Genomic DNA, 18,264 nt, shown 5'->3' on the forward strand with positions numbered 1-18,264 from the left:
GGTTCGAGCGAGCCGGCACCGGCCCGGATCAGGCCGGTTCGTAGGCCAGGTTCGGGCGCAGCCAGCGTTCGACCTCGGTCAGGCCCATCCCGCGCCGGGCGGCGTAGTCGGTGACCTGCTCCTTGTCGATCCGGCCGATGGTGAAGTATCGGGAGGCCGGGTTGGCGAAGATCAGGCCGCTGACGCTCGCGGCGGGCGACATGGCGAACGACTCGGTGAGGGTCATCCCGATCCCGTCGGCGCCGAGCAGGTCGAACAGCTCCTGCTTGAGCGTGTGGTCCGGGCTGGCCGGGTACCCCAGCGCCGGCCGGATCCCGCGGAACCGTTCGGCGTGCAGATCCTCCAGCAGCGGGTGTGCGTCCGGCTCGAACCACTCGCGCCGGGCCTGCAGGTGGATGTGCTCGGCGAAGGCCTCGGCCAGCCGATCGGCCAGGGCCTTGACCATGATCGCGCGATAGTCGTCCTGCTCCGCCTCGTATTTGGCGGCCAGCGCCTCCGCGCCATGGATCGCCACCGCGAACCCGCCGAGGTAGTCCCCCGTCGGCGCCACGTAGTCGGCCAGCGAACGGTTCGCCCGTGCCTCCGGCTTCTCGGTCTGCTGCCGCAGCATCGGGAACCGGACGTCGGCGCTGTCGCCTTTGGCCCCGTCCAGCACGATGTCGTCGCCCTCGGCGTGCGCCGGCCAGAACCCGTAGGCCCCGTCGGCGTGGAAGAGCCCCTCGGCGATGATCTGGTCCAGCAGGGTGTTCGCGTCGTCGAACAACTCGCGAGCCACCGGCTGCTCGAGGATCGCGGGGTACTTGCCGCGGAGCTCCCAGGCCAGGAACAGGAACTGCCAGTCGATCATCTCGCGGAGCTCCTTGATCTCCGGATGCACCACCCGCGCGCCGGTGAACGCCGGCACCGGCAGCTCGGCGAAGTCGACGTCCTCGCGGTTCTCCCGGATCTGCGCCAGGCTCAGCAGCTTCTTGTGCTGCCGATTCGCGTGCTGCACGCGCAGCCGGTCCTGCTCGGCCCGGTTGTCGGTGTCCAGCGTCTTCGCGCGGCCCTCGTCCAGCAGGTCCGACACCACGCCCACCACCCGAGACGCGTCGATGACATGCAGCGTCGGGCCCTCGTAGGCCGGTGCGATCCGGACGGCCGTGTGCTGCCGCGAGGTGGTCGCGCCACCGATCAGCAGGGGGAGCGTGATGCCGCGCCGCTGCATCTCGGCGGCGACGTTGACCATCTCGTCCAGTGACGGGGTGATCAGGCCGGAGAGGCCGATCGCGTCGGCGCCCTCGGCGATCGCAGTGTCCAGGATCTTGGCGGCCGGTACCATAACCCCAAGGTCGATGACCCGATAGTTGTTGCAGCCCAGCACCACTCCGACGATGTTCTTGCCGATGTCGTGCACATCGCCCTTGACGGTGGCCATCACCACGGTGCCCTGGCCACGTTCGGCGTGTGCACGTCCCTCCTGGCGGGCCAGCTCCTTCTCTGCCTCCATGAACGGCTCGAGGTAGGCGACCGACCGCTTCATCGCGCGGGCACTCTTGACCACCTGCGGCAGGAACATCTTCCCGGCGCCGAACAGGTCGCCGACGATCTTCATGCCGTCCATCAACGGACCCTCGATCACCTCGAGGGGGCGGGCCTTGGTCAGCCGGGCCTCTTCGGTGTCCTCCTCGATGAAGTCGACGACGCCGTGGACGAGTGCATAGGACAGCCGCTCCTCCACCGGCGCTTCGCGCCAGGACAGATCGATCGTCCGGACCGTCGCCGACCCGGTGACCGTCTCGGCGAAGCTGACAAGTCGGTCCGTCGCGTCCTCACGACGGTCGAAGAGCACATCCTCGACGAGTTCCAGCAGGTCGGCCGGGATGTCTTGGTAGACAACGAGCTGCCCGGCATTGACGATGCCCATGTCAAGGCCGGCCTGGATCGCGTAGAACAGGAAGGCCGAGTGCATGGCCTCGCGGACCACGTCGTTGCCCCGGAAGGAGAACGAGAGGTTGGAGATGCCGCCGGAGATGTGCACACCGGGACACCGCTTCTTGATCAGCGGCAGCGCCTCGAGAAAGGCTTTGGCGTAACCGTTGTGCTCACTGATGCCGGTGGCGACGGCCAGCACGTTCGGGTCGAAGATGATGTCCTCGGGATCGAACCCGGCCTGCTCGGTCAGCAGGTCGTAGGCCCGTCCGCAGATGGACACCTTGCGCTCGACGGTGTCGGCCTGGCCCTGCTCGTCGAAGGCCATCACCACGACACCTGCGCCGTAGTGGTGAATCCGCCGGGCCTGCTGCAGGAACGACTCCTCGCCCTCCTTCAGGGAGATCGAGTTCACGACCCCCTTGCCCTGGACGCACTTCAGGCCGGCTTCCAGGACTGACCAGCGCGAGCTGTCGATCATGATGGGTAGCCGGGCGACCTCGGGCTCGGTGGCGATCAGGTTGAGGAACGTGGTCATCGCCTGTTCGCTGTCCAGCAGGTCGGCGTCCATGTTGACGTCCAGCAGATTCGCCCCGCCGCGCACCTGCTCGAGGGCGACATCTACCGCGCCCTGGTGGTTGTCGGACTCGATGAGACGGCGGAACCGCTTCGAGCCGGTGACATTGGTCCGCTCCCCGATCATCACGAAACCGGTGTCGCGCCCGATGACGAACGGCTCGAGTCCGCTGAACCTGGTGTTGCCGGTCGGATGCGCGAGCTTGCGCGGCGGGAGTCCGTTCACCGCAGCGGCGATCGCCTTGATGTGGGCGGGAGTGGTTCCGCAGCAACCACCGACGATGTTGACCATGCCGGATCCGGCAAACTCGCCGAGCATCTCGGCGGTCTCGTCCGGCGTCTGGTCGTAGCCGCCAAAGGCGTTGGGCAGGCCTGCGTTCGGGTGGCAGGCGACGAAGGTATCGGCAAGTTTGGAGAGCTCGGCGACGTGCGGCCGCATCTCCTGCGCGCCGAGCGAGCAGTTGACGCCGACCACCAGCGGGTGCGAGTGCGCGACGGCGCTCCAGAAGGCCTCGACCGTCTGGCCGGACAGCGTGCGCCCGGAGAGGTCGACGATGGTGACCGAGATCCACAGGGGCAGGTGGGGTGCCACCTGCTGGGCGGCGGCGATCGCGGCCTTGGCGTTGAGGGTGTCGAAGATGGTCTCGATCAGCAGTAGATCGACGCCGCCGTCGGACAGGGCCTGGATCTGCTCCGCGTAGGCGTCGCGGACGTCGTCGAACGACACGGCGCGGTAGGACGGGTCCTCCACGCGCGGGGACAGCGACAGGGTCACGTTGAGGGGCCCGATCGACCCGGCGACGAACCGACCACCGAACTCGTCGGCGGCCTGGCGGGCCAGGCGGGCGCCGGCCAGGTTCATGTCGCGGACCATGCCCTGCAGTGCGTAGTCGGCCTGCCCGATGCTGGTGGCGGTGAAGGTGTTGGTGGTCGTGATGTCGGCGCCGGCCGCGAGGTACTGGCGATGCACGTCCAGGACCACGTCGGGCCGGGTGAGGTTCAGCAGATCCGGGTCGCCGGTGACGTCGCGCTCCGGGTTGGGCAGCACCTCGCCGCGGTAGTCCTCCGGCTTCAGGCCGGCGTTCTGGAACATGCTGCCCCAGGCGCCGTCGAGTACCGCGACCTTCTTGGCGAACAGGTCGCGCAGTGCGACCGCGCGGGAATGCACGTCTGGCCTGGCAGTATCGAGCATCGGTGAGCCTCCGGATCGGAGGCGCCCTTCTCGCAGAAAATCGGGTCGAGCGTGGCGGATTCTCATCCGTCGCAGCGCCCCTCGACCTCGCTGGTCAACGATACCGTAAGTCGGCCCGTCAGGCCCGGAAGCGGGCGTGTCAGCGCGCGGCCAGGATCGTTACCAGAGGTCGAGATGAAGCCGCAGTGCTTCGTCGATCTTGGCCATGACGGATGCCCGCAACAGTCCGAGCGGCGGTCCCAACCGCTGAACCGCGACGGAGCGGACCTGTTCGGGCTGGGCTTTGGATGCAACGCGCAGTCCGGCGCCATCGGCGGGGACGAGTACCTGAAACGGAAACACTCTACCGGTGTTGCTGGTCAGTGGCACCACGGCGCCACCCGCAAGTATTTCCCAGACGCGAACGGTTGACCATATGTTGCTGCTTTCCCGATCCCTGCGGACGTTCCCGATGAAGACGAGACCGACGGCTCACGCGTTGCATGGCGGACACGGGTCAATAGGCGCCGCGTACTCCGTCAATCTGAAGACGGAGATAGGCGGCGTGCGCCATGTAGTGGGCCCCCATGTCGTCCTGCGGGAAGACGGCGTCCGCCGCGTGCCTGATGCATAGGGGCAGCTGGTCGACGATGAAGTGGGCGCGATGCGGAACCTGAAGGCAGTGCCTGCATTGGTTTGCTCTCCGTCCCGGTGCCGTCGGAACCTGCTGCGAGTTCGCGGTCCTGATGTGGTCCGCGCATGCGGTTAGTCCGTTGCAGACAGATGTTGCGAGGACGAGTGACTCACTCATGGCGTGCTCGACGCAGTAGAAGCTGGGACGCATGATCACACGATATGGGTGCGGGCAATCACATGGTCCGCTGTGCCGAACCCGGGTGATCGACGGGTTGCGACGGTGCGTCGAGGTTCGCGCTGCCGATCAGGTCGGTCGGCTATCGTCTGAACTTCAGGCCACCGTGCAAACGATCGAGTCCGCTCAGCACCGTCTGGGCCGGCTGACCGCTCTCCTGCCCTTCGCACGAAACCCGATGCCCGCGGTCTGCGTGATCACCTCGCCGCACGAGGAATCTGCATCGTCAAAGGAATTCGTGATGCCGATCACGGGTTGCGCGGCTTCGTCTTCGCCGACCCGGACGGCAACCGCATCGACGTTGGCCAGCAGCTGTAGCCATGCGATGACAGCCATGCTGGACCAATCCGTTCGAACGAGAAGAGGCCCATCTCATGCGACTACCCCATGCAGCGCTGGTGGGCGTCGAATACGGGCAGACCTACGTCGTGGACAGCAGCGGACACCGCCCCGCCAATCGAAGACAGCTGGGAAGACGTCGTCGAGGTTTTGTACCAGTCCAGCGACGAAGAGGTGAGCCTGGTCAAGATGAATAAGATGGCCGCGTGTCCAATTCCTCTGACTCATGGTGTGAGCTACCGGGTCCGGTGTTGCGCCTCTGGAAGGGACAGCGCGCACGATCAGGGTCCGGGCGTTGAGGAGTTGGTGGGCGATCGTTACCTCCTCTCGTTCCGGCCGGCGCCACCTGCCGCGGACATGGTCCTCAGGCAGACCAGCGAGCACACCGCTCATTGGCACCGTACTGCCGCCGGGATGCCTGCACCGCCTTTGCGAACGGCGGCCAACGGACCGTCAACAGCACGCATTGGGCAGCTCGGCGAGCCTTGGAGGCGGCAGGGCTTGCGCTGCTGCCTTGCGTCGCGCCTGCGTTGCATGCGATGGAATCCGGATCGCCGCTCCCCCCAGCCGGTCGGTGCTCCGCAACTCCCCGCGGCGCAGTTCTCGATCACCGAGGCCACCGACCTCTACGAACCTGCGCGAGACCCCTTCGCCTTGATGGACCGTGATCCCGCAGTCGTCTACACCACGGTGGCCGCCTAGGACGGTGGGCCCCATCGGCACTCGCGGCATGCTGCGCTACCGGCACTCCGAGGCGCGGCGGCCGATGACCCGCTGGTCGCGGCGATGGACGAGATGTTCGCGGCCGCCGTCAGCTTCGGCGATCAGTACCCGGCACTGGTCGACGAGATCCGCCGCGCCTTCCCGGAGCTCGGCTGAACGGCATCGTCCGGTGATGAACGATTGGGTAGCCCCCGCCCCGCAGTCCTGTCGGGTACGCGGCATAGTCGAAACGATGCCGCGGAAGCGGCAATTCGGACATCTGCTGGCCGGGGCGGCGCGCTGACTATCGGGTTACCAACGGTAGTGCGGGCCCCGCCCCGAATTTGAAAGGTCGGCGGCAACCCGAGCCCGGCGTCTGGAGTCAGGTCCGGCACCAACCCTGCGGCGTGTCGGGATGCGTGTCGTCATCGCGCCGCAGGGCACGCCCGACACCCCGTGCGTCCCACGCCGCCACCACACCCCGGACGCTGCGATCCCCGATCATCCAACGCCATCTTGACGCCAATGCCCCGCCGTCGGCGATCGCTGCTTCCACAGCTTGGTCGCGTTTGTCCTGGCCCCGACGCGATTTCCCCGCCACGAACGACCGAAAATTTTCAAATAGGCATGCCGGGACGACGTGCGATCAGGAGTCGATTGTTGACCGCCTCACGTGATGAGGGTGGGTGGAGCAGACTGCGAGAAATGCAGGACGTAGGTCGCTGCCGTGAAGACCACGCTGCGGCTACCGAGCTGACCGGTCAGGACCAGGTGCATCGTGTGGTCGCCGGTCGGTACCCGGCCGCCGGTGCACAGAGCAGTGTCGACGCCGACCACCTCCACGGCTTTGCTCTCGGCGGCGTTCAAGACGACCGTACGCAGAACGTAGGACTCGTCGCGGCCGACCGATTGCACCACGCCGTGATCGTCTGCCATGACCTGGGCGGAACCGCGCACGGTGTCGACGGTGAGCCGCAGGGTGGTGGCGTTGGTGAGCCGGAACTGCCATTGACCATTCGGTGCGGGGATGATCGTCGCCGTCAGTCCTGGCAGTGGGGCAGGTAGTCGACCGCCACACTGCGGGCTTGTCGGCGCATCGCCTCCGTTGGTATCGGTCTTGCTGACAGGACTGTTGCCCGACGAAACGTCCGGCTGTGTCGAGCTGTTGATGCTGGAGGACGGCAATGGCGTTGGCGAGGAGGTTCGGTTGATCAGACGGAACTGTTGGCGCCCCAGAACGGCACCGCCGGCGGAGGTCGCTGTCGCGATGATCACCGGGGACGCGGTTCTCGGAGCCAGGACCGCGTAGCCGTGCCAGCCGTCACCGAGGTCGATAACCCCCCGCGTTGAAGCTGTGATGGTGACCGGCCCCGACTCGCCTGGAGAGGATGCGAGTTCGCCGGCGGCGAATGTCACCGCGGTGGTGGCGCCGCCGAACGCGCCGACGAAGTAGGCGCCCTCTCCAGAAATCATCGTCAGGTAACCAAGTTTCGAGCCGTCCAGCGTGGCGGATCCGCTGGCGAGAGTGATGTGGTCCGAACCGGTCACCAGCGCGCAGAGAGTCGCCGGACCGGGGTTACCGCCAGCGAATCGAAGCACCGCGGTGGTCCCGGTAACGACTGAGTTGTTGCCGGCGGCGATGATGCTGGTGCCGTTGGCAGCCCAGCCGCCGTCGCACGAACGTGACCCCGCGGAATCAGTTGTGGCAGGAACTGAGCCGACGGTGTCAGACGGCGGCAGCGCCGTATCTGGTGTCCCCGCGCTCCTGGTGATCGCGAGCGTCATCCCCACCACCAGGGCGGCGACGACTGCAGCGATGGCCGCCCATGTTGGCCAGCCGCGTCGGGCCGACGCGGGCGGGCGCCCCTTCCAGTTCGTGTTGTGAGGTTCCACGGCCTGCGCTTCGCTGTGCAGGGCGTTGGCCAGCCGGCGTTCCAGTTCGTCCATCACAGTCCTCGGTCCATCGGTGGTAGGGCGCTCCGAAGCGCCGCAAGGCCGCGCGACACATGCGACTTCACGGTGCCGACAGAGGTGCCCATCGCGTCGGCCATCTGCTTTTCGGACAGATCGAGCCAGTACCGCAGCACCAGAGCCTCACGGTGCCGCGGGCTCAGCCTGCCCAGGGCGGCGATGACCACCGCCCGGTCGACGTCGGCGATGGCCAACGCTTCCGCGCTGGCCACGTCGGCGTCCGCGGTGCGCTGGTAGCGGGCTACCACCGCCAGGTGCGTGTGACGTGATCTGGTGATGTTCACGAGGCAGGCCCGCAGGTATCCGATGGCTCGGTCCGGCTCCGAAAGTTGCGGAAGCCGGGTGTGCAACCTGCTGAACGCCTCCTGCGCCACGTTCTCCGGGTCGTCCGAGCCGAGCAGATGGGCGAGGCGCACCATCGCAGCGAAGTGGCGCTGGAAGATGCTCTCGAAATCACCTCGCGCGGCACCTGCGCCCGACGTCGGCCGGGCGGGACCGACGTCGGCCGGCGGCGACATGTCCTCCTGTATGCGGTCCACCGCCTCTTCACTTCTCGCTGCCCGGAAAGGTTGAGGGTCAGCCGGTCCGTCGGTTCCAGAACTGGTGGACTTGGCCGCTGGCTGCGACGACGACTTCGATATCAAACCGCTGATGCACTCCGGCCAGCCCCTCCCACAGCGAGACTCCGCTACCGAGGACCAACGGCACGGTCACCAGATGCATGAAGTCGACGAGATCGGCATGGAGGAACTGGCGGATCGTGCTCGGGCCGCCGCCGAGGCGTACATCCAGCCCGTTCGCTGCCTCTTTCGCGTACCCGAGCACCTCCTGTGGCGGCGCGTCGATGAAATGGAAAGAGGTGCCGTTGTCGAAGTGGATCGGCGGGTGGGCGTGGTGAGTCATCACGAAGACCTGGGTACGAAACGGCGGCTCGTCTCCCCACCAGCCACGCCAGTCATCGTCACCCCATGGCCCGCTTTGTGGACCGAATTTGCGGCGGCCCATGATCTCGGCGCCGACCCCCTGCCCCCAGAGAGAAGTCAGCGCCCTGTCGATCGTGAACGGGTCTTCCGTGTGGTGGACACCGTGGATCACGCGGCCGTCAAACCGGGCGAATAGCTGCTCGGCACCACCGATCGGCTCGTCGAGGGTGACGTGCTCTCCGGCAGCGAAGCCGTCGAGCGAGATGTTCAAGTTGTGAACGCGGGTCCGGGACATCAGTACCTCCTGTGGTTGCGCCGCGGGTTTGGTGCGGCATTTCTGGCTTCAGACTCCCGGCGAAGACGACTGCTGTTGCCGTCGGGTCGGTGGGTCGCAGGATCCAGATTTCGCCACCGGACAGCGGGCCATCGCGTTCGATCCCGGCAGCGGCCAAGCGCGGCGGCCGCGCCGAGGTCGTCACTCATCCTTAGTGCTCTTGATATGCAAGCACTCGGTACTCAATCACAAGTGCTAATCGATGGCAAGCAGTGCACAGGAGGTGGAAGCGACACTAGAGTCGTGGTGTGGATGCCCGAGATACTTGGCGACCATTCGAGCCCAATGATACTGCGCGACTTGAAGTTCGACGATGGCAGCCATTTCGGGACATTGCAGTCGCGGTGCCGATGGTACAAGGATGGCGTTGAGCGGTCCTTTCCGTGGTGGGGCGATCAAAGATAATCCCATCAACGAGAGTCACCGACCGAACTCCACGGCGAGTGGAGTCCCCAAAAATGGATCCACGGACGGGACGGGGCTGGATGGACCGATTACACTTGCCCGATGGTCGTCGATGGCGAGCGGTATCCGGCTCCAGCCACGGAGCATGCCAAGCGCCGGCGACGGTTGAAAAACCTGCTCATTGCGCTAGGTCTGCTGCTCGTGTTGATGATCGTCGCGCTCCAGTTGAAATCGATCATCGACCCGCCCCGCGCCTACATGCACGGCTAGTGGGTCGAGCGTGGCGCAGTCGGTGAGAATGGCCGCGAGGCTCATTCAACAGAGGTGATCGGTCGATCGTGCCGGTCTCGTCAGCCGTCGGAAGTCGCCAAATTTGCGGTGCAGCGAAACTCCGCTCCGAGTTGTCCCACGCGCCGGATCACCCCTGAGCTGAGCCAGAAGCCGCCCTGTGCGCTGCCGGATGACCCCCAGCACCTGACGCGGATCTCGAATTCCTCGCGCAGCGCCTCGACTTGTTCCCCTCTGCCGTCGAACACAGCGAGCAGAGTGGTGAGAGCATCGTCGAGTGGATTCGGCCCGTCGGCGTAGTCCTGGGTCGACCGCTCGGTGAACATGGCCGCTGCCGTCGTCGCGCTCGACGCCTCGAACGAGACCTGATCCTCCGTCACCGCCATGGGCGAAGCATTGCAGCCCAAGTTGGCTACCGGCAACCGTTCTCGGTGGGACGTTTCTCTTGGCTGTTCGGTACAGCTTGTGGTTCGCATTTGGAACTCCGACTTCCCGTTGTCGGCGCATCGGGTTCCTCACCCCTGCAACGCGGAACGTAGCCCGGTGGCCAGCTGGGTGGCCGCCTCGATCTCGACTCGGCGGCTGGACACGCTCTCCACGTTCAGCCCGACCGGCACCCCGAGCCGCCGACAGTAGGCCAGCATGTCGAGGCCCACCGCTCGGGAATGCTCCAAAGACAGGTCGAGCGTGCTTTCCGAACGCTGCAGGTCCCGCTGCATCCAACGCGGCACCTGGACGCCGAGCCAACCGAGAAATTCCAACGTCTTCAGCGACCCGCAGACCGACAGGGTCAACACAATCGGTCGAGGTGCTACTCCGCGGGAGTAGCACTCATCTCGGTAGTCAGATAGAAGATTCTTGGCGGCGTCTGCATCGTAGAGGACCTGGCTGATGAAGAAGGAGCATCCGGCGGCCTGCTTGTCGAGCATCCGACGGTGCTCGTCACCGCGGGCCGCGTGCCTTTCCGGGATGGCGACCGCACCGACGATGAGATCCGGCTGCGTCTGCCTCCGGAGCGCGTGGGCCCGCTCCAGAGATGTCAGGCCGGGGTGTCGGCTCGATGATGCTCCTACCAGTACTGTCGCGATCCGTTCGGGTGACTGGCGCTGCATCCACGCCTCGAGGTGAGGTTCCGAGTATTTTCCTACAGCTCGGTAGACGACGGCCGGCTTGTCCCAGCCGGACAGGTAATCGGTCAGGTAGTCGGCCGGATCGAGGGTGGGTAGGAACGGGAACGGTCTCACTGCGGGGTTGCGGTCCCGCTCTTCGAGGATGTCGTACAGGACCACGCCATCCGGGTTCAGGGCACGCAGTCGGGTCAGGGTCGATTCGGCGATCCGTCGCAGATCCTCGGCGCCGGTGGCCGCCTTGGGCGGCGTGATGGCGAACAGCAGGAAACCCCCCTGACCCGAGCTCAATCGCTGTACGAGATCCACCGGCCGACCCTAGCTCAGCTCGCGAAACATAGAGGTCGCGATGAAGGCTGTCCTGTGGACGATCCGTGACCCCCTGCGACGCTGCGACTTGAGAAGGCAAGACAGGCCACAACTACCAACGTGAGGTGCCCGATCACGTCAAGAGAATGCTCTCACGTAGGCTTGACGTCCGGACAATCCACGGCCGCGTGATGACTCCCACCAATCCCCCGCTCCGCAGGATCTGTTGTTCTTGATCGTTGACGACATACCTGGCCGTCGAGGCCGGGTCGGGCGATCACCTGAACCTGGCCGAGTGTCGGCGTCAGGCTGCCCTCCGACGTAGGCCAAGTCGAAACCCACGGCACCGGCCAGCGTGATCAATCCGAGGACGGCGAGCGCTGCGCCGGCGAGGTGTTGTTCGGTGAGGTAGGAAGTCCTCGAGTAGTCAGGTCCGGATGACTGGGGTGTGTAGGCGGTCCAACCGTAGGCAGGCACCGTCGTGGGCGCGACCAAGAAGACGAGCGATCCAGCGATGATGATGACGATGGCCGCAATGACGAAAGCATTCCGCAGCCACCATGACTGCGCGCTTGGCGGCCGAAGTCCCGTTGCCATGTGGTCAGTGCATCCGGCTCCTTGGCGTGCGAAGTGAGACTGAGCTGTGGCCATCGTGCGGCACGATGTCGACCATGGCATCCGGGTCCCAGCATCTGAGCATCGTGATCGAGCAACCCTGCGCATTGGTGTACTGCTACGCGGCCGAGCCCACCAACCTGCCGACTTGGGCGGCCGGGCTCGCAAGAACAACCGTTGATCGGGTGGACGGTCAATGGGTGGCCGACTCGCCGATGGGCCGCATCACGATCGGCTTCGCTGAGCGCAACGACCTCGGAGTGCTTGATCACGTCGTCACGTTGCCATCGGGCGAGAGCGTCTACAACCCGCTGCGGGTGATCCCCTACGGCGATGCCAGCGAAGTGGTGTTCACAGTTCGGCAGCGCCCGGGAATGACCGATGAACAGTTCGCCGCCGACGCCGCCGCCGTCCGCGCCGATCTCATTTCCCTCAAACGCATCCTCGAAACGACAGACACCGACCCGCATTGATCAGGTGTGGAAGGCCGCCACTGCAAACAGGCGGAAGAATAAGGTGACGTCGATGATGACATTCATCGGCTTGTCGGAGTGTTTGTAGACCGCGATGGCGCCACCGGTCCCGACGCCGGTCAAGGTGCCGTCGGCAACGCTCCGCATCTGCGAGAGGTTGCTGCTCGAGGTGAACGGGGGCGGACGCACACCAAGGTTCGGTGCGACGATCAGGTAGCCGGGACTGACGGGAGCGACTGCCGTGACGTTGGCCGCGACGGCGGCGACGTCCGGCATTGTGGCGGTGGGGCCGATGACGTCTTCGGCGCCGGTATCGGCGCCACCTACGGGTAGTACGGTCTGGTAGCGGAAAAGGTTCCAGGGCTCGGACACGCAGTGGGGATCGGCGCGTCCGGAGGGGACGGCTTCGCCATCACAGACGCCACGCTTTCCACGGCCTATGCGTTGACCGCTGACGGTTGGACACTCCGGTGCAGCTCAACGGGATCACCGGGGGGACGGCCATTGCCGGGAGCACCTACTGCCGGGGCCCTGGTCGGGTAGAAAACAACGGGTCGGCGTGTCGAAGCGGACTGCCTTCGAGGAAATCAGTAGGACGCCCGAGCCGTCCGGTGCATGCTCCTTCCGTGGACCCTTTCGTGCAGACCGAGCGCCTGGAACTACGACACTTCACGGCGGACGACGCCGATTTGCTGATCGAGCTGGACAGCGATCCAGCCGTGATGCGTTACCTGACCGGAGGCGAGCCGACCGCGCCGGCCGTTGTTCGTGAGCTCCACCTGCCGGGCATTCTCGGCGCGTACGAGAGGTGGGGCGGCAATTTCGGGGTGTTTGCCGCGCGCGAGAAGGACGGCGGGGCGTTCATTGGTTGGTTCTGCCTGCGCCCGGAACGGGGCGGCTCGACGGCCGAGGTCGAACTGGGGTATCGACTGCGCCAGGAGGCCTGGGGCAAGGGCTATGCCACCGAGGGCTCGCGGGCGTTGCTGGGGAAGGCTTTTGTCGAACTCGATGTGCGCTTGGTCTGGGCCGAAACGATGTTCGTCAACCTGCCCTCACAGAAAGTGATGGAGAAGGTCGGAATGACGGTCGCTGAAGCGATCCCCTCTCCTGATGACATGAAGATGATCGAGGGCTCTGAACTTGGTGGCTGGCGGTACGAGATCGCGAAGGAGCAGTGGGAGCAGCAGTAGTCAGGACGCACCAGATGGTCCCGCGCATGCCGTGCACCAAGCCGAGTTGAGGGCCGGGCGTAGTAGGTTCTGTCAGCGGCCGGCTGATGCAAACGTTCCGATGATGCGCGTCGCGGCCGTTCTCGACGCGCGGCGCACGGCTGGCCATCTCATCGCACACAATCCACCCCGACCACCCACCACTGCATTTCGACACTGCGCGCAAATAGATGGTTTCCGAAGTCCGGCTCGCAAGCCGATTGTTCACGGACGCGGGACGCGGGCTGTGAAAGGCTGAGGTGTGATTCTTGAACACGCGGTCTTGCCTGTACGTCCCGGCGACGAGTCGGCTTTCGAGGTAGCCTTCGACGAGGCCCGGCCGTTGATCAGCTCTCAACCGGGCTTCCGCAATCTCTCGCTTTCGCGTTCGAGCGAGTCACCGAACCTATACCTCCTGCTCGTCGAGTGGGACAGCATCGAAGCACACACCGACGGATTCCGAACCTCGAACGAGCACCAAAACTGGAAGCGGCTCCTACACCACTTCTACGAGTCGTTTCCGACCGTCGAACACTTCGTCGCCGTCCCGTAGACCGAACGTCCTGCGGTGACCGAAACCGGTCTTGCGGCGGCGACCGCGGACCAAGATCTTGAACGTGCCGACCGGGCCTGGTCAAACGATCAGCGCAGGATGACGGACCGCCGGTATTGCCGGCATACATAGACCCGGTGGAAGCGTTCCCGCACCTGCGCCTCCTGGTCGATCGGCGCGTGCACGAAGGCCGTGACGGGCTGGCTGCACCCCGGTGGCGTCACGAAGCCTGCCAGATCATCGTCACCGCCGACGTACGCGTGCACATAGCGAAAGGTCTCGGCAAAACCGTTCCTGCGGTACCAGGCGTTCGCCGCCTGGTCCTCGCGAGTCCAGGCGTCGAGGGTGGCGACGCCGCGGTCGGCAAGCATCGGAAGGGCCCGTTGAAGCAGCGCGGTGGCGATGCCATGGGCCTGATGGTCAGGGTGAGTAGCGATGGTGTCGATGGTCGCGGCCTCGCCGGCGATGGTGATGTCGAGAATGCCGACCACTGTGTTCCTGTCGGGACCTTCGAGCGGATCGACCTGGTAGGTGGCCGGGGTGGCCACCAGCGCCACGGCCGTCTCGGCCAGCACGGTGCGGTGTGGTTTGACGTCGTCGTAGTACTGGGTGTGCAAGAAAGACAGCACGCGGCAGCGCAGCCAGCTTTCGCTGTCGGTGGGCAGGTAGGGGCGGATGACAAAGCCCGGGTTCATGGGAGTCCGATCGTCGAGAATGAGGGCGGCAGCTCGCCGCCGACTGGACGGAAATGGTGATCTTGGGGTCCCACCTATCTCGACGTCACCGGGCCAGTATCTCGTACTGGCCGACGGACGCATGTACGCGTTGCACCAAAGGGCCCGCCAGCGCCGGCGTCGCCGGGGTCGGCCATCGGCGCCCGCCGCAGCCGCGCAGTTGCGACATCCAGCGCTGCCAGCACCTGCTCGGTGTCCTCGACCAGCAGCGCTGAGGAAGATGTCGGGGTGGACGATGACGCTGCCGTGCACGGCGGCGGACTTCTCGGGGAAGTCTTTGAGGTCGAACGTCCCTGGGTGCCCGCGCCTGCGCATTGACCACCACCGCGCGGGCTTCGTCGTCGAATCGGCTGAAGCCCTGACTCAAGTCCGATGGGAGGCTGGCTGGTGAGGCCGTGGTGGCTACGACAACTGCCAACCCGCGGTAATGTTTTATGGTGGAACGGGCGCCGCCCAACGGGTCACCGGATTTTGAGCCTCCAAGAACGCCGGCCGAACCGCTTCCGCGGCCCCCGGCAGATCTCAAAGGCGGTCCGGCCGGGGCTGTCGGCAGTGATGCGATGTGCTCCGGTGGGGTGTTCGCGGTCAGCCGGCGGGGCTGCCCCAGGCTCGGCTCGGTGGGTCTGCCTTATGGGAACGATCGCAGCACGGCCACTTCCGGATAGCCCTCGGGCGGCCCGTAGCCGTGCTCGACCAGCCAGCGGACACTGGTCAGGGAGCGCAACGACCACCAGGCGTGGATGAGGTCACGGTCGACCTCGCCGCCGTAGCCGGCCATGACATCCTCGAGGTGTTCCGGGTGTCCGAGCGTGAGGGTGGCGAGGTCGTAGAGTGCGTCGCCCGGGGCTCCTTCGGACCAGTCGATGATGCCGGTGACCTTGTCACCGGCCACGAAGACGTGGTCGATCTGCAGGTCGCCATGAATGAAGACCGGCGTCCATGGGCGCAGTGCAGTCTCGGCAAGGCGGCGGTTGGGAGTGACCACGTCGACGGGGAGGATGTCGTTGTCGACGAGCCATTCGCATTCACCGGCCAAGCGCGTCGCCAGATCGTCGAGGTCCCGACCGGGCCAGGGTGGCAGCGGCGCGTCGTGCAGCAACCGAATGGCTGCGCCCGCTGCGGCCCACGCCGCCGGGGATTCGGTAGATAGCTCGCCGAGGTGACCCAGAGCCGTCCCCGGCACAGCGGCGAGTGCGAGCACGGGCGGGTCCCGCCAGAGGATTCGCGGGGTCAGGACGGGCGCCAATGCCATTGCTCGTACCTCGACGTCGGTACGGCTCTGATCGGCGTCGATTTTCAAGAACACGTCGCCGAGGCGCAGGGTCGCGCGGTCGCGATGAGCGACGACGACCTCCACCTCGACCGGACTCACGTCGGCAATGATCGCGCGGTTCACGACCGACGTCATCCCATTTAAGGAAGGTCATCCGGAGAAGGGACCATCCGTCGATGACCGTCATCGCAATGGGATGCATGACGATACAAAGGTCCTTGCCTGTCGTGGCCACGAAAACTCTGGGGACATTTGTCGGCGGCCGCGGCAACCGGGAATGGTTAGCCTCGGCCCAACACCTTGACGACCTGATCCCGACCGAGTTCCACCGTGACCCGCCGGCCTCTTGGACCAACGCCCGGGCCTGCGCAACGCGCAGCCCGATCAACCAGTCCACATCCAACCGGGCCAAAGCCGCCGGTACCCAGTGATCCGCTGCTACGGATCTGGGCCGCCTCTCGTTCATGTAGAAACTATCCACTATCGCGACCACCGACCTCCGGACCGCCGATTTAGGGGATGTCTCACGGCCACCCCGGCCATCCCTCGATCATCGAAGGACAGAGGCCATCGTGTCGGAAGCCGAACCCCTCTGGGCGGGGTCCACCCGGAGTTGAGAACGAGTCCGATCTCGTCGTACTCGGTGGCCGGGTCCAGGCCGAATTCCTGCGCTGACCCTGCCGTCGGACCGCGAGGCTGATTATCTTTGCCCACGAACGGTTCGAATGAAAACACGGTCTGGATGACCGTCGGTCCGGTGAAAACGAGCTGCTGCGCATCAAGGGAGAGCAACCTGATGAGACTACTTCGATACTCGATCAACGTCACTCTTGACGGTTGCTGCCATCACGAGGCGGGGCTCCCCCCGGACGAGGATTCGATGCGTTACTGGACCGCTGAGATGCAGCGGGCCGATGCCCTGCTGTTCGGTCGCGTGACCTACGAGATAATGGTGTAGGTGTGGCAGAAACCCGCGACGGGCGAGTGGCCCGCCTGGATGGATGGGTCGCAGATCCCGTTCGCCGAGACCATCGACCGGGCGAAGAAGTACGTCGTGTCGAGCACGCTTGGCGGAGTTGATTGGAATGCCGAGCTGGTGCGAGGCGACCTGGGGCAAGCGGTTCAGCGGCTCAAACAGGAGTCTGGCGAGGGCCTGTGGGTCGGTGGCGTGACGCTGCCCCTGGCGTTGGCCGATCTGGGTTTGATCGACGAGTACGAGTTCGTTGTGCAGCCCGTCCTTGCCGGACACGGGCCGACGTTGCTTGCCGGTCTGCGCGAGCGCATCCAGCCCGAGCTTGTGGATCGCCGTGAGTTCCGGTCGGGGGCGGTGGCCCTGCGATACCGGCCCGCGCTACTGGAAAGCACTGACGACCGGCACTGACAGGACACCACCAAAACTCCCGAGCGAGGCAGTTCGTGATGATCACGTGATCGGGGCACGACTACGCGGCCACGGCGGCTGAATCCGACTTGTCCGGCACTCAGTTTTCGGCGAGCAAGAGTCGGTTGGTTGCTGCCGTGTCTACCCGGGGTCCGCTTCAACCTCGGTGAGGCCATATGAGGATCGCCGAACGGCGCCGAGCGCGAAGTCACCAATCAGAACCGCGACGAGATCGGGTTGGCTAGGGCCTCGATCAGGCGTCTACATGTTCAGTGAGGTCAGTTCATCTCGAGGCCGGCCGGGATCCTGTGGTTGTACCTTCGCCGCCGCAAGCCACATGAGTGTGCCACCTTCATTGACGGCGACTGTGGGGGGCCGCTCGATGATCGACGATCATGTTTCCGGGAGATTCGGTGGCTCGGGCGAACGCGTTGGCCGGATTAGATCGTCAAGGTGATCCAGGAGTCCGGAGGTCGTCCCTGTATCGGCGGATCGTCGTGCGTGGTCCAGGTGTCTCCGACTGCGTCGGAGGCCACCTGCGACCAGAGACGTTGAACGCCGGGGCTGTAGGCCTGGAACCCGATGCTCCATGGCCCGGGAAGGAACGCAAGTACCTGGCCGGCCGCGGCTCGCCCGACTCCGGTACGGCGGAGTGCGCGGACGATGAAGAAGTCGCTGATTGTCATGTCGCCGTTGCGGTGGGTGATGTCATGGCGAATCCACCGAGAGCGCCCGCGACCATCATCAGCCATGCACTGTGCTGCGGATCGACCTGGGCCAGGAACAGGTCCAGGCGACGGTTGTTGAATGTGCCGTCCAGATTCGGCAGTTGTCGGTATGCCTCCGACAGGTCGTGGCGGTAGCGCTGGCCAAGGTTCTCCAGGACCGCGCGGTGCGAGCGGTCGACACGGACCAACTCGACCGGCTGCGCCGGGGGATGAAGGGGAAGCGCAGATTCGGGCACCGGCACGAGTCTTGCAGTGGGCCGCTGCGCCTCCGAGCCTGCCCTCAGTTCGGGACCGTCCCGGCTGGTCTGGGTCCAATCGGGTCACTGGTTGGCCGCACGATGTGGTCGCCGATCCTCTCAACCGGCTCGCCCG

At 65.5% G+C, this 18,264-nt stretch carries 20 protein-coding genes and 1 pseudogene; 8 read left to right on the plus strand and 13 right to left on the minus strand.

Annotation, left to right across the window (positions count from 1 at the left end; all coding sequences use genetic code 11):
- Window positions 1–28: 28 nt before the first annotated feature.
- Both metH and ABIB25_RS15040 read right to left on the minus strand, forming a co-directional pair.
- A complete protein-coding gene (gene metH, locus ABIB25_RS15035) occupies window positions 29–3,679 on the minus strand; it encodes a methionine synthase (RefSeq protein ID WP_354529279.1) in 3,651 nt (1,216 codons plus the stop codon).
- 159 nt (window positions 3,680–3,838) lie between these two features.
- Window positions 3,839–4,051: a type II toxin-antitoxin system PemK/MazF family toxin gene (locus ABIB25_RS15040; protein WP_354529280.1), complete on the minus strand. Its 213-nt coding sequence runs from the start codon at window positions 4,049–4,051 to the stop codon at window positions 3,839–3,841.
- A gap of 700 nt (window positions 4,052–4,751) precedes the next feature.
- Here ABIB25_RS15040 and ABIB25_RS15045 point away from each other — a divergent pair.
- Both ABIB25_RS15045 and ABIB25_RS15050 read left to right on the plus strand, forming a co-directional pair.
- Window positions 4,752–4,847, plus strand: a complete 96-nt coding sequence (locus ABIB25_RS15045; protein WP_502919819.1) for a VOC family protein — start codon at window positions 4,752–4,754, stop codon at window positions 4,845–4,847.
- Window positions 4,848–5,402: 555 nt separating this feature from the next.
- Window positions 5,403–5,570 carry a hypothetical protein gene (locus ABIB25_RS15050; RefSeq protein WP_354529281.1) on the plus strand — a complete coding sequence of 56 codons (168 nt, stop codon included), beginning with the start codon at window positions 5,403–5,405 and terminating at the stop codon, window positions 5,568–5,570.
- A gap of 382 nt (window positions 5,571–5,952) precedes the next feature.
- Here ABIB25_RS15050 and ABIB25_RS15055 read toward each other — a convergent pair whose 3' ends face one another.
- From ABIB25_RS15055 to ABIB25_RS15070, 4 genes are all read right to left on the minus strand, one after another.
- Window positions 5,953–6,075: a hypothetical protein gene (locus ABIB25_RS15055; RefSeq protein WP_354529282.1), complete on the minus strand. Its 123-nt coding sequence runs from the start codon at window positions 6,073–6,075 to the stop codon at window positions 5,953–5,955.
- Window positions 6,076–6,239: 164 nt separating this feature from the next.
- Window positions 6,240–7,517 (minus strand): hypothetical protein, encoded by a 1,278-nt coding sequence (locus tag ABIB25_RS15060; RefSeq protein ID WP_354529283.1) that lies wholly within the window; start codon window positions 7,515–7,517, stop codon window positions 6,240–6,242.
- The gene (locus ABIB25_RS15065; protein ID WP_354529284.1) at window positions 7,517–8,080 is read right to left on the minus strand and encodes an RNA polymerase sigma factor; all 564 of its coding nucleotides are present in this window, start codon (window positions 8,078–8,080) and stop codon (window positions 7,517–7,519) included. Before ABIB25_RS15065 ends, ABIB25_RS15060 begins: the two co-directional genes overlap by 1 nt.
- A gap of 37 nt (window positions 8,081–8,117) precedes the next feature.
- Window positions 8,118–8,759 (minus strand): dihydrofolate reductase family protein, encoded by a 642-nt coding sequence (locus tag ABIB25_RS15070; protein WP_354529285.1) that lies wholly within the window; start codon window positions 8,757–8,759, stop codon window positions 8,118–8,120.
- 546 nt (window positions 8,760–9,305) lie between these two features.
- Here ABIB25_RS15070 and ABIB25_RS15075 point away from each other — a divergent pair.
- Window positions 9,306–9,473, plus strand: coding sequence for a hypothetical protein (locus ABIB25_RS15075; protein WP_354529286.1), 168 nt, complete (start codon window positions 9,306–9,308; stop codon window positions 9,471–9,473).
- Between the two features lie 80 nt (window positions 9,474–9,553).
- Here the strand turns inward: ABIB25_RS15075 and ABIB25_RS15080 are convergent, their stop codons facing one another.
- Entirely contained in the window at window positions 9,554–9,877 is a 324-nt protein-coding gene (locus ABIB25_RS15080; protein WP_354529287.1) for a hypothetical protein, read from the minus strand.
- Window positions 9,878–10,006: 129 nt separating this feature from the next.
- A complete protein-coding gene (locus ABIB25_RS15085; RefSeq protein ID WP_354529288.1) occupies window positions 10,007–10,927 on the minus strand; it encodes a methylenetetrahydrofolate reductase in 921 nt (306 codons plus the stop codon).
- Window positions 10,928–11,598: 671 nt separating this feature from the next.
- Here ABIB25_RS15085 and ABIB25_RS15090 point away from each other — a divergent pair.
- The gene (locus tag ABIB25_RS15090; protein ID WP_354529289.1) at window positions 11,599–12,015 is read left to right on the plus strand and encodes an SRPBCC family protein; all 417 of its coding nucleotides are present in this window, start codon (window positions 11,599–11,601) and stop codon (window positions 12,013–12,015) included.
- Here the strand turns inward: ABIB25_RS15090 and ABIB25_RS15095 are convergent, their stop codons facing one another.
- On the minus strand, window positions 12,016–12,387 hold the full coding sequence (locus ABIB25_RS15095; protein WP_354529290.1) for a hypothetical protein: 372 nt from the start codon (window positions 12,385–12,387) through the stop codon (window positions 12,016–12,018). It abuts the gene before it with no gap.
- A 254-nt stretch (window positions 12,388–12,641) separates the two neighbouring features.
- On the opposite strand from ABIB25_RS15095, the gene ABIB25_RS15100 reads away from it, so the two are divergent.
- Both ABIB25_RS15100 and ABIB25_RS15105 read left to right on the plus strand, forming a co-directional pair.
- On the plus strand, window positions 12,642–13,205 hold the full coding sequence (locus ABIB25_RS15100; protein WP_354529291.1) for a GNAT family N-acetyltransferase: 564 nt from the start codon (window positions 12,642–12,644) through the stop codon (window positions 13,203–13,205).
- 280 nt (window positions 13,206–13,485) lie between these two features.
- Entirely contained in the window at window positions 13,486–13,776 is a 291-nt protein-coding gene (locus tag ABIB25_RS15105; protein ID WP_354529292.1) for an antibiotic biosynthesis monooxygenase family protein, read from the plus strand.
- Between the two features lie 89 nt (window positions 13,777–13,865).
- Here the strand turns inward: ABIB25_RS15105 and ABIB25_RS15110 are convergent, their stop codons facing one another.
- Both ABIB25_RS15110 and ABIB25_RS15115 read right to left on the minus strand, forming a co-directional pair.
- Window positions 13,866–14,351 carry a GNAT family N-acetyltransferase gene (locus ABIB25_RS15110; RefSeq protein ID WP_354529293.1) on the minus strand — a complete coding sequence of 162 codons (486 nt, stop codon included), beginning with the start codon at window positions 14,349–14,351 and terminating at the stop codon, window positions 13,866–13,868.
- A gap of 787 nt (window positions 14,352–15,138) precedes the next feature.
- A complete protein-coding gene (locus tag ABIB25_RS15115) occupies window positions 15,139–15,918 on the minus strand; it encodes a phosphotransferase family protein (RefSeq protein ID WP_354529294.1) in 780 nt (259 codons plus the stop codon).
- Between the two features lie 41 nt (window positions 15,919–15,959).
- Here ABIB25_RS15115 and ABIB25_RS15120 point away from each other — a divergent pair, with 41 nt between their 5' ends.
- The gene (locus ABIB25_RS15120) at window positions 15,960–16,214 is read left to right on the plus strand and encodes a hypothetical protein (protein ID WP_354529295.1); all 255 of its coding nucleotides are present in this window, start codon (window positions 15,960–15,962) and stop codon (window positions 16,212–16,214) included.
- Between the two features lie 365 nt (window positions 16,215–16,579).
- Window positions 16,580–17,164, plus strand: a pseudogene (locus ABIB25_RS15125) (dihydrofolate reductase family protein).
- 440 nt (window positions 17,165–17,604) lie between these two features.
- Here the strand turns inward: ABIB25_RS15125 and ABIB25_RS15130 are convergent.
- Together ABIB25_RS15130 and ABIB25_RS15135 are read right to left on the minus strand one after the other, a co-directional pair.
- Window positions 17,605–17,850: a hypothetical protein gene (locus tag ABIB25_RS15130; RefSeq protein WP_354529296.1), complete on the minus strand. Its 246-nt coding sequence runs from the start codon at window positions 17,848–17,850 to the stop codon at window positions 17,605–17,607.
- Window positions 17,847–18,128, minus strand: a complete 282-nt coding sequence (locus ABIB25_RS15135; protein ID WP_354529297.1) for a hypothetical protein — start codon at window positions 18,126–18,128, stop codon at window positions 17,847–17,849. The genes ABIB25_RS15130 and ABIB25_RS15135 overlap by 4 nt, the downstream gene beginning before the upstream one ends.
- Between the last annotated feature and the right edge of the window lie 136 nt (window positions 18,129–18,264).

The organism is Nakamurella sp. UYEF19, assembly GCF_040546275.1.
Taxonomy (GTDB): domain Bacteria; phylum Actinomycetota; class Actinomycetes; order Mycobacteriales; family Nakamurellaceae; genus Nakamurella.

What these genes read in the sequence shown, in the direction of transcription:
- ABIB25_RS15115 (WP_354529294.1), bottom strand. Translation starts at nt 15,918, where the DNA reads ATGACGTCGGTCGTGAACCGCGCGATCATTGCCGACGTGAGTCCGGTC.
- ABIB25_RS15075 (WP_354529286.1), top strand. Translation starts at nt 9,306, where the DNA reads ATGGTCGTCGATGGCGAGCGGTATCCGGCTCCAGCCACGGAGCATGCC.
- ABIB25_RS15050 (WP_354529281.1), top strand. Translation starts at nt 5,403, where the DNA reads ATGCGATGGAATCCGGATCGCCGCTCCCCCCAGCCGGTCGGTGCTCCG.
- ABIB25_RS15130 (WP_354529296.1), bottom strand. Translation starts at nt 17,850, where the DNA reads ATGACAATCAGCGACTTCTTCATCGTCCGCGCACTCCGCCGTACCGGA.
- ABIB25_RS15060 (WP_354529283.1), bottom strand. Translation starts at nt 7,517, where the DNA reads ATGGACGAACTGGAACGCCGGCTGGCCAACGCCCTGCACAGCGAAGCG.
- ABIB25_RS15055 (WP_354529282.1), bottom strand. Translation starts at nt 6,075, where the DNA reads ATGATCGGGGATCGCAGCGTCCGGGGTGTGGTGGCGGCGTGGGACGCA.
- metH (WP_354529279.1), bottom strand. Translation starts at nt 3,679, where the DNA reads ATGCTCGATACTGCCAGGCCAGACGTGCATTCCCGCGCGGTCGCACTG.
- ABIB25_RS15080 (WP_354529287.1), bottom strand. Translation starts at nt 9,877, where the DNA reads ATGGCGGTGACGGAGGATCAGGTCTCGTTCGAGGCGTCGAGCGCGACG.
- ABIB25_RS15090 (WP_354529289.1), top strand. Translation starts at nt 11,599, where the DNA reads ATGGCATCCGGGTCCCAGCATCTGAGCATCGTGATCGAGCAACCCTGC.
- ABIB25_RS15120 (WP_354529295.1), top strand. Translation starts at nt 15,960, where the DNA reads ATGACCGTCATCGCAATGGGATGCATGACGATACAAAGGTCCTTGCCT.
- ABIB25_RS15070 (WP_354529285.1), bottom strand. Translation starts at nt 8,759, where the DNA reads ATGTCCCGGACCCGCGTTCACAACTTGAACATCTCGCTCGACGGCTTC.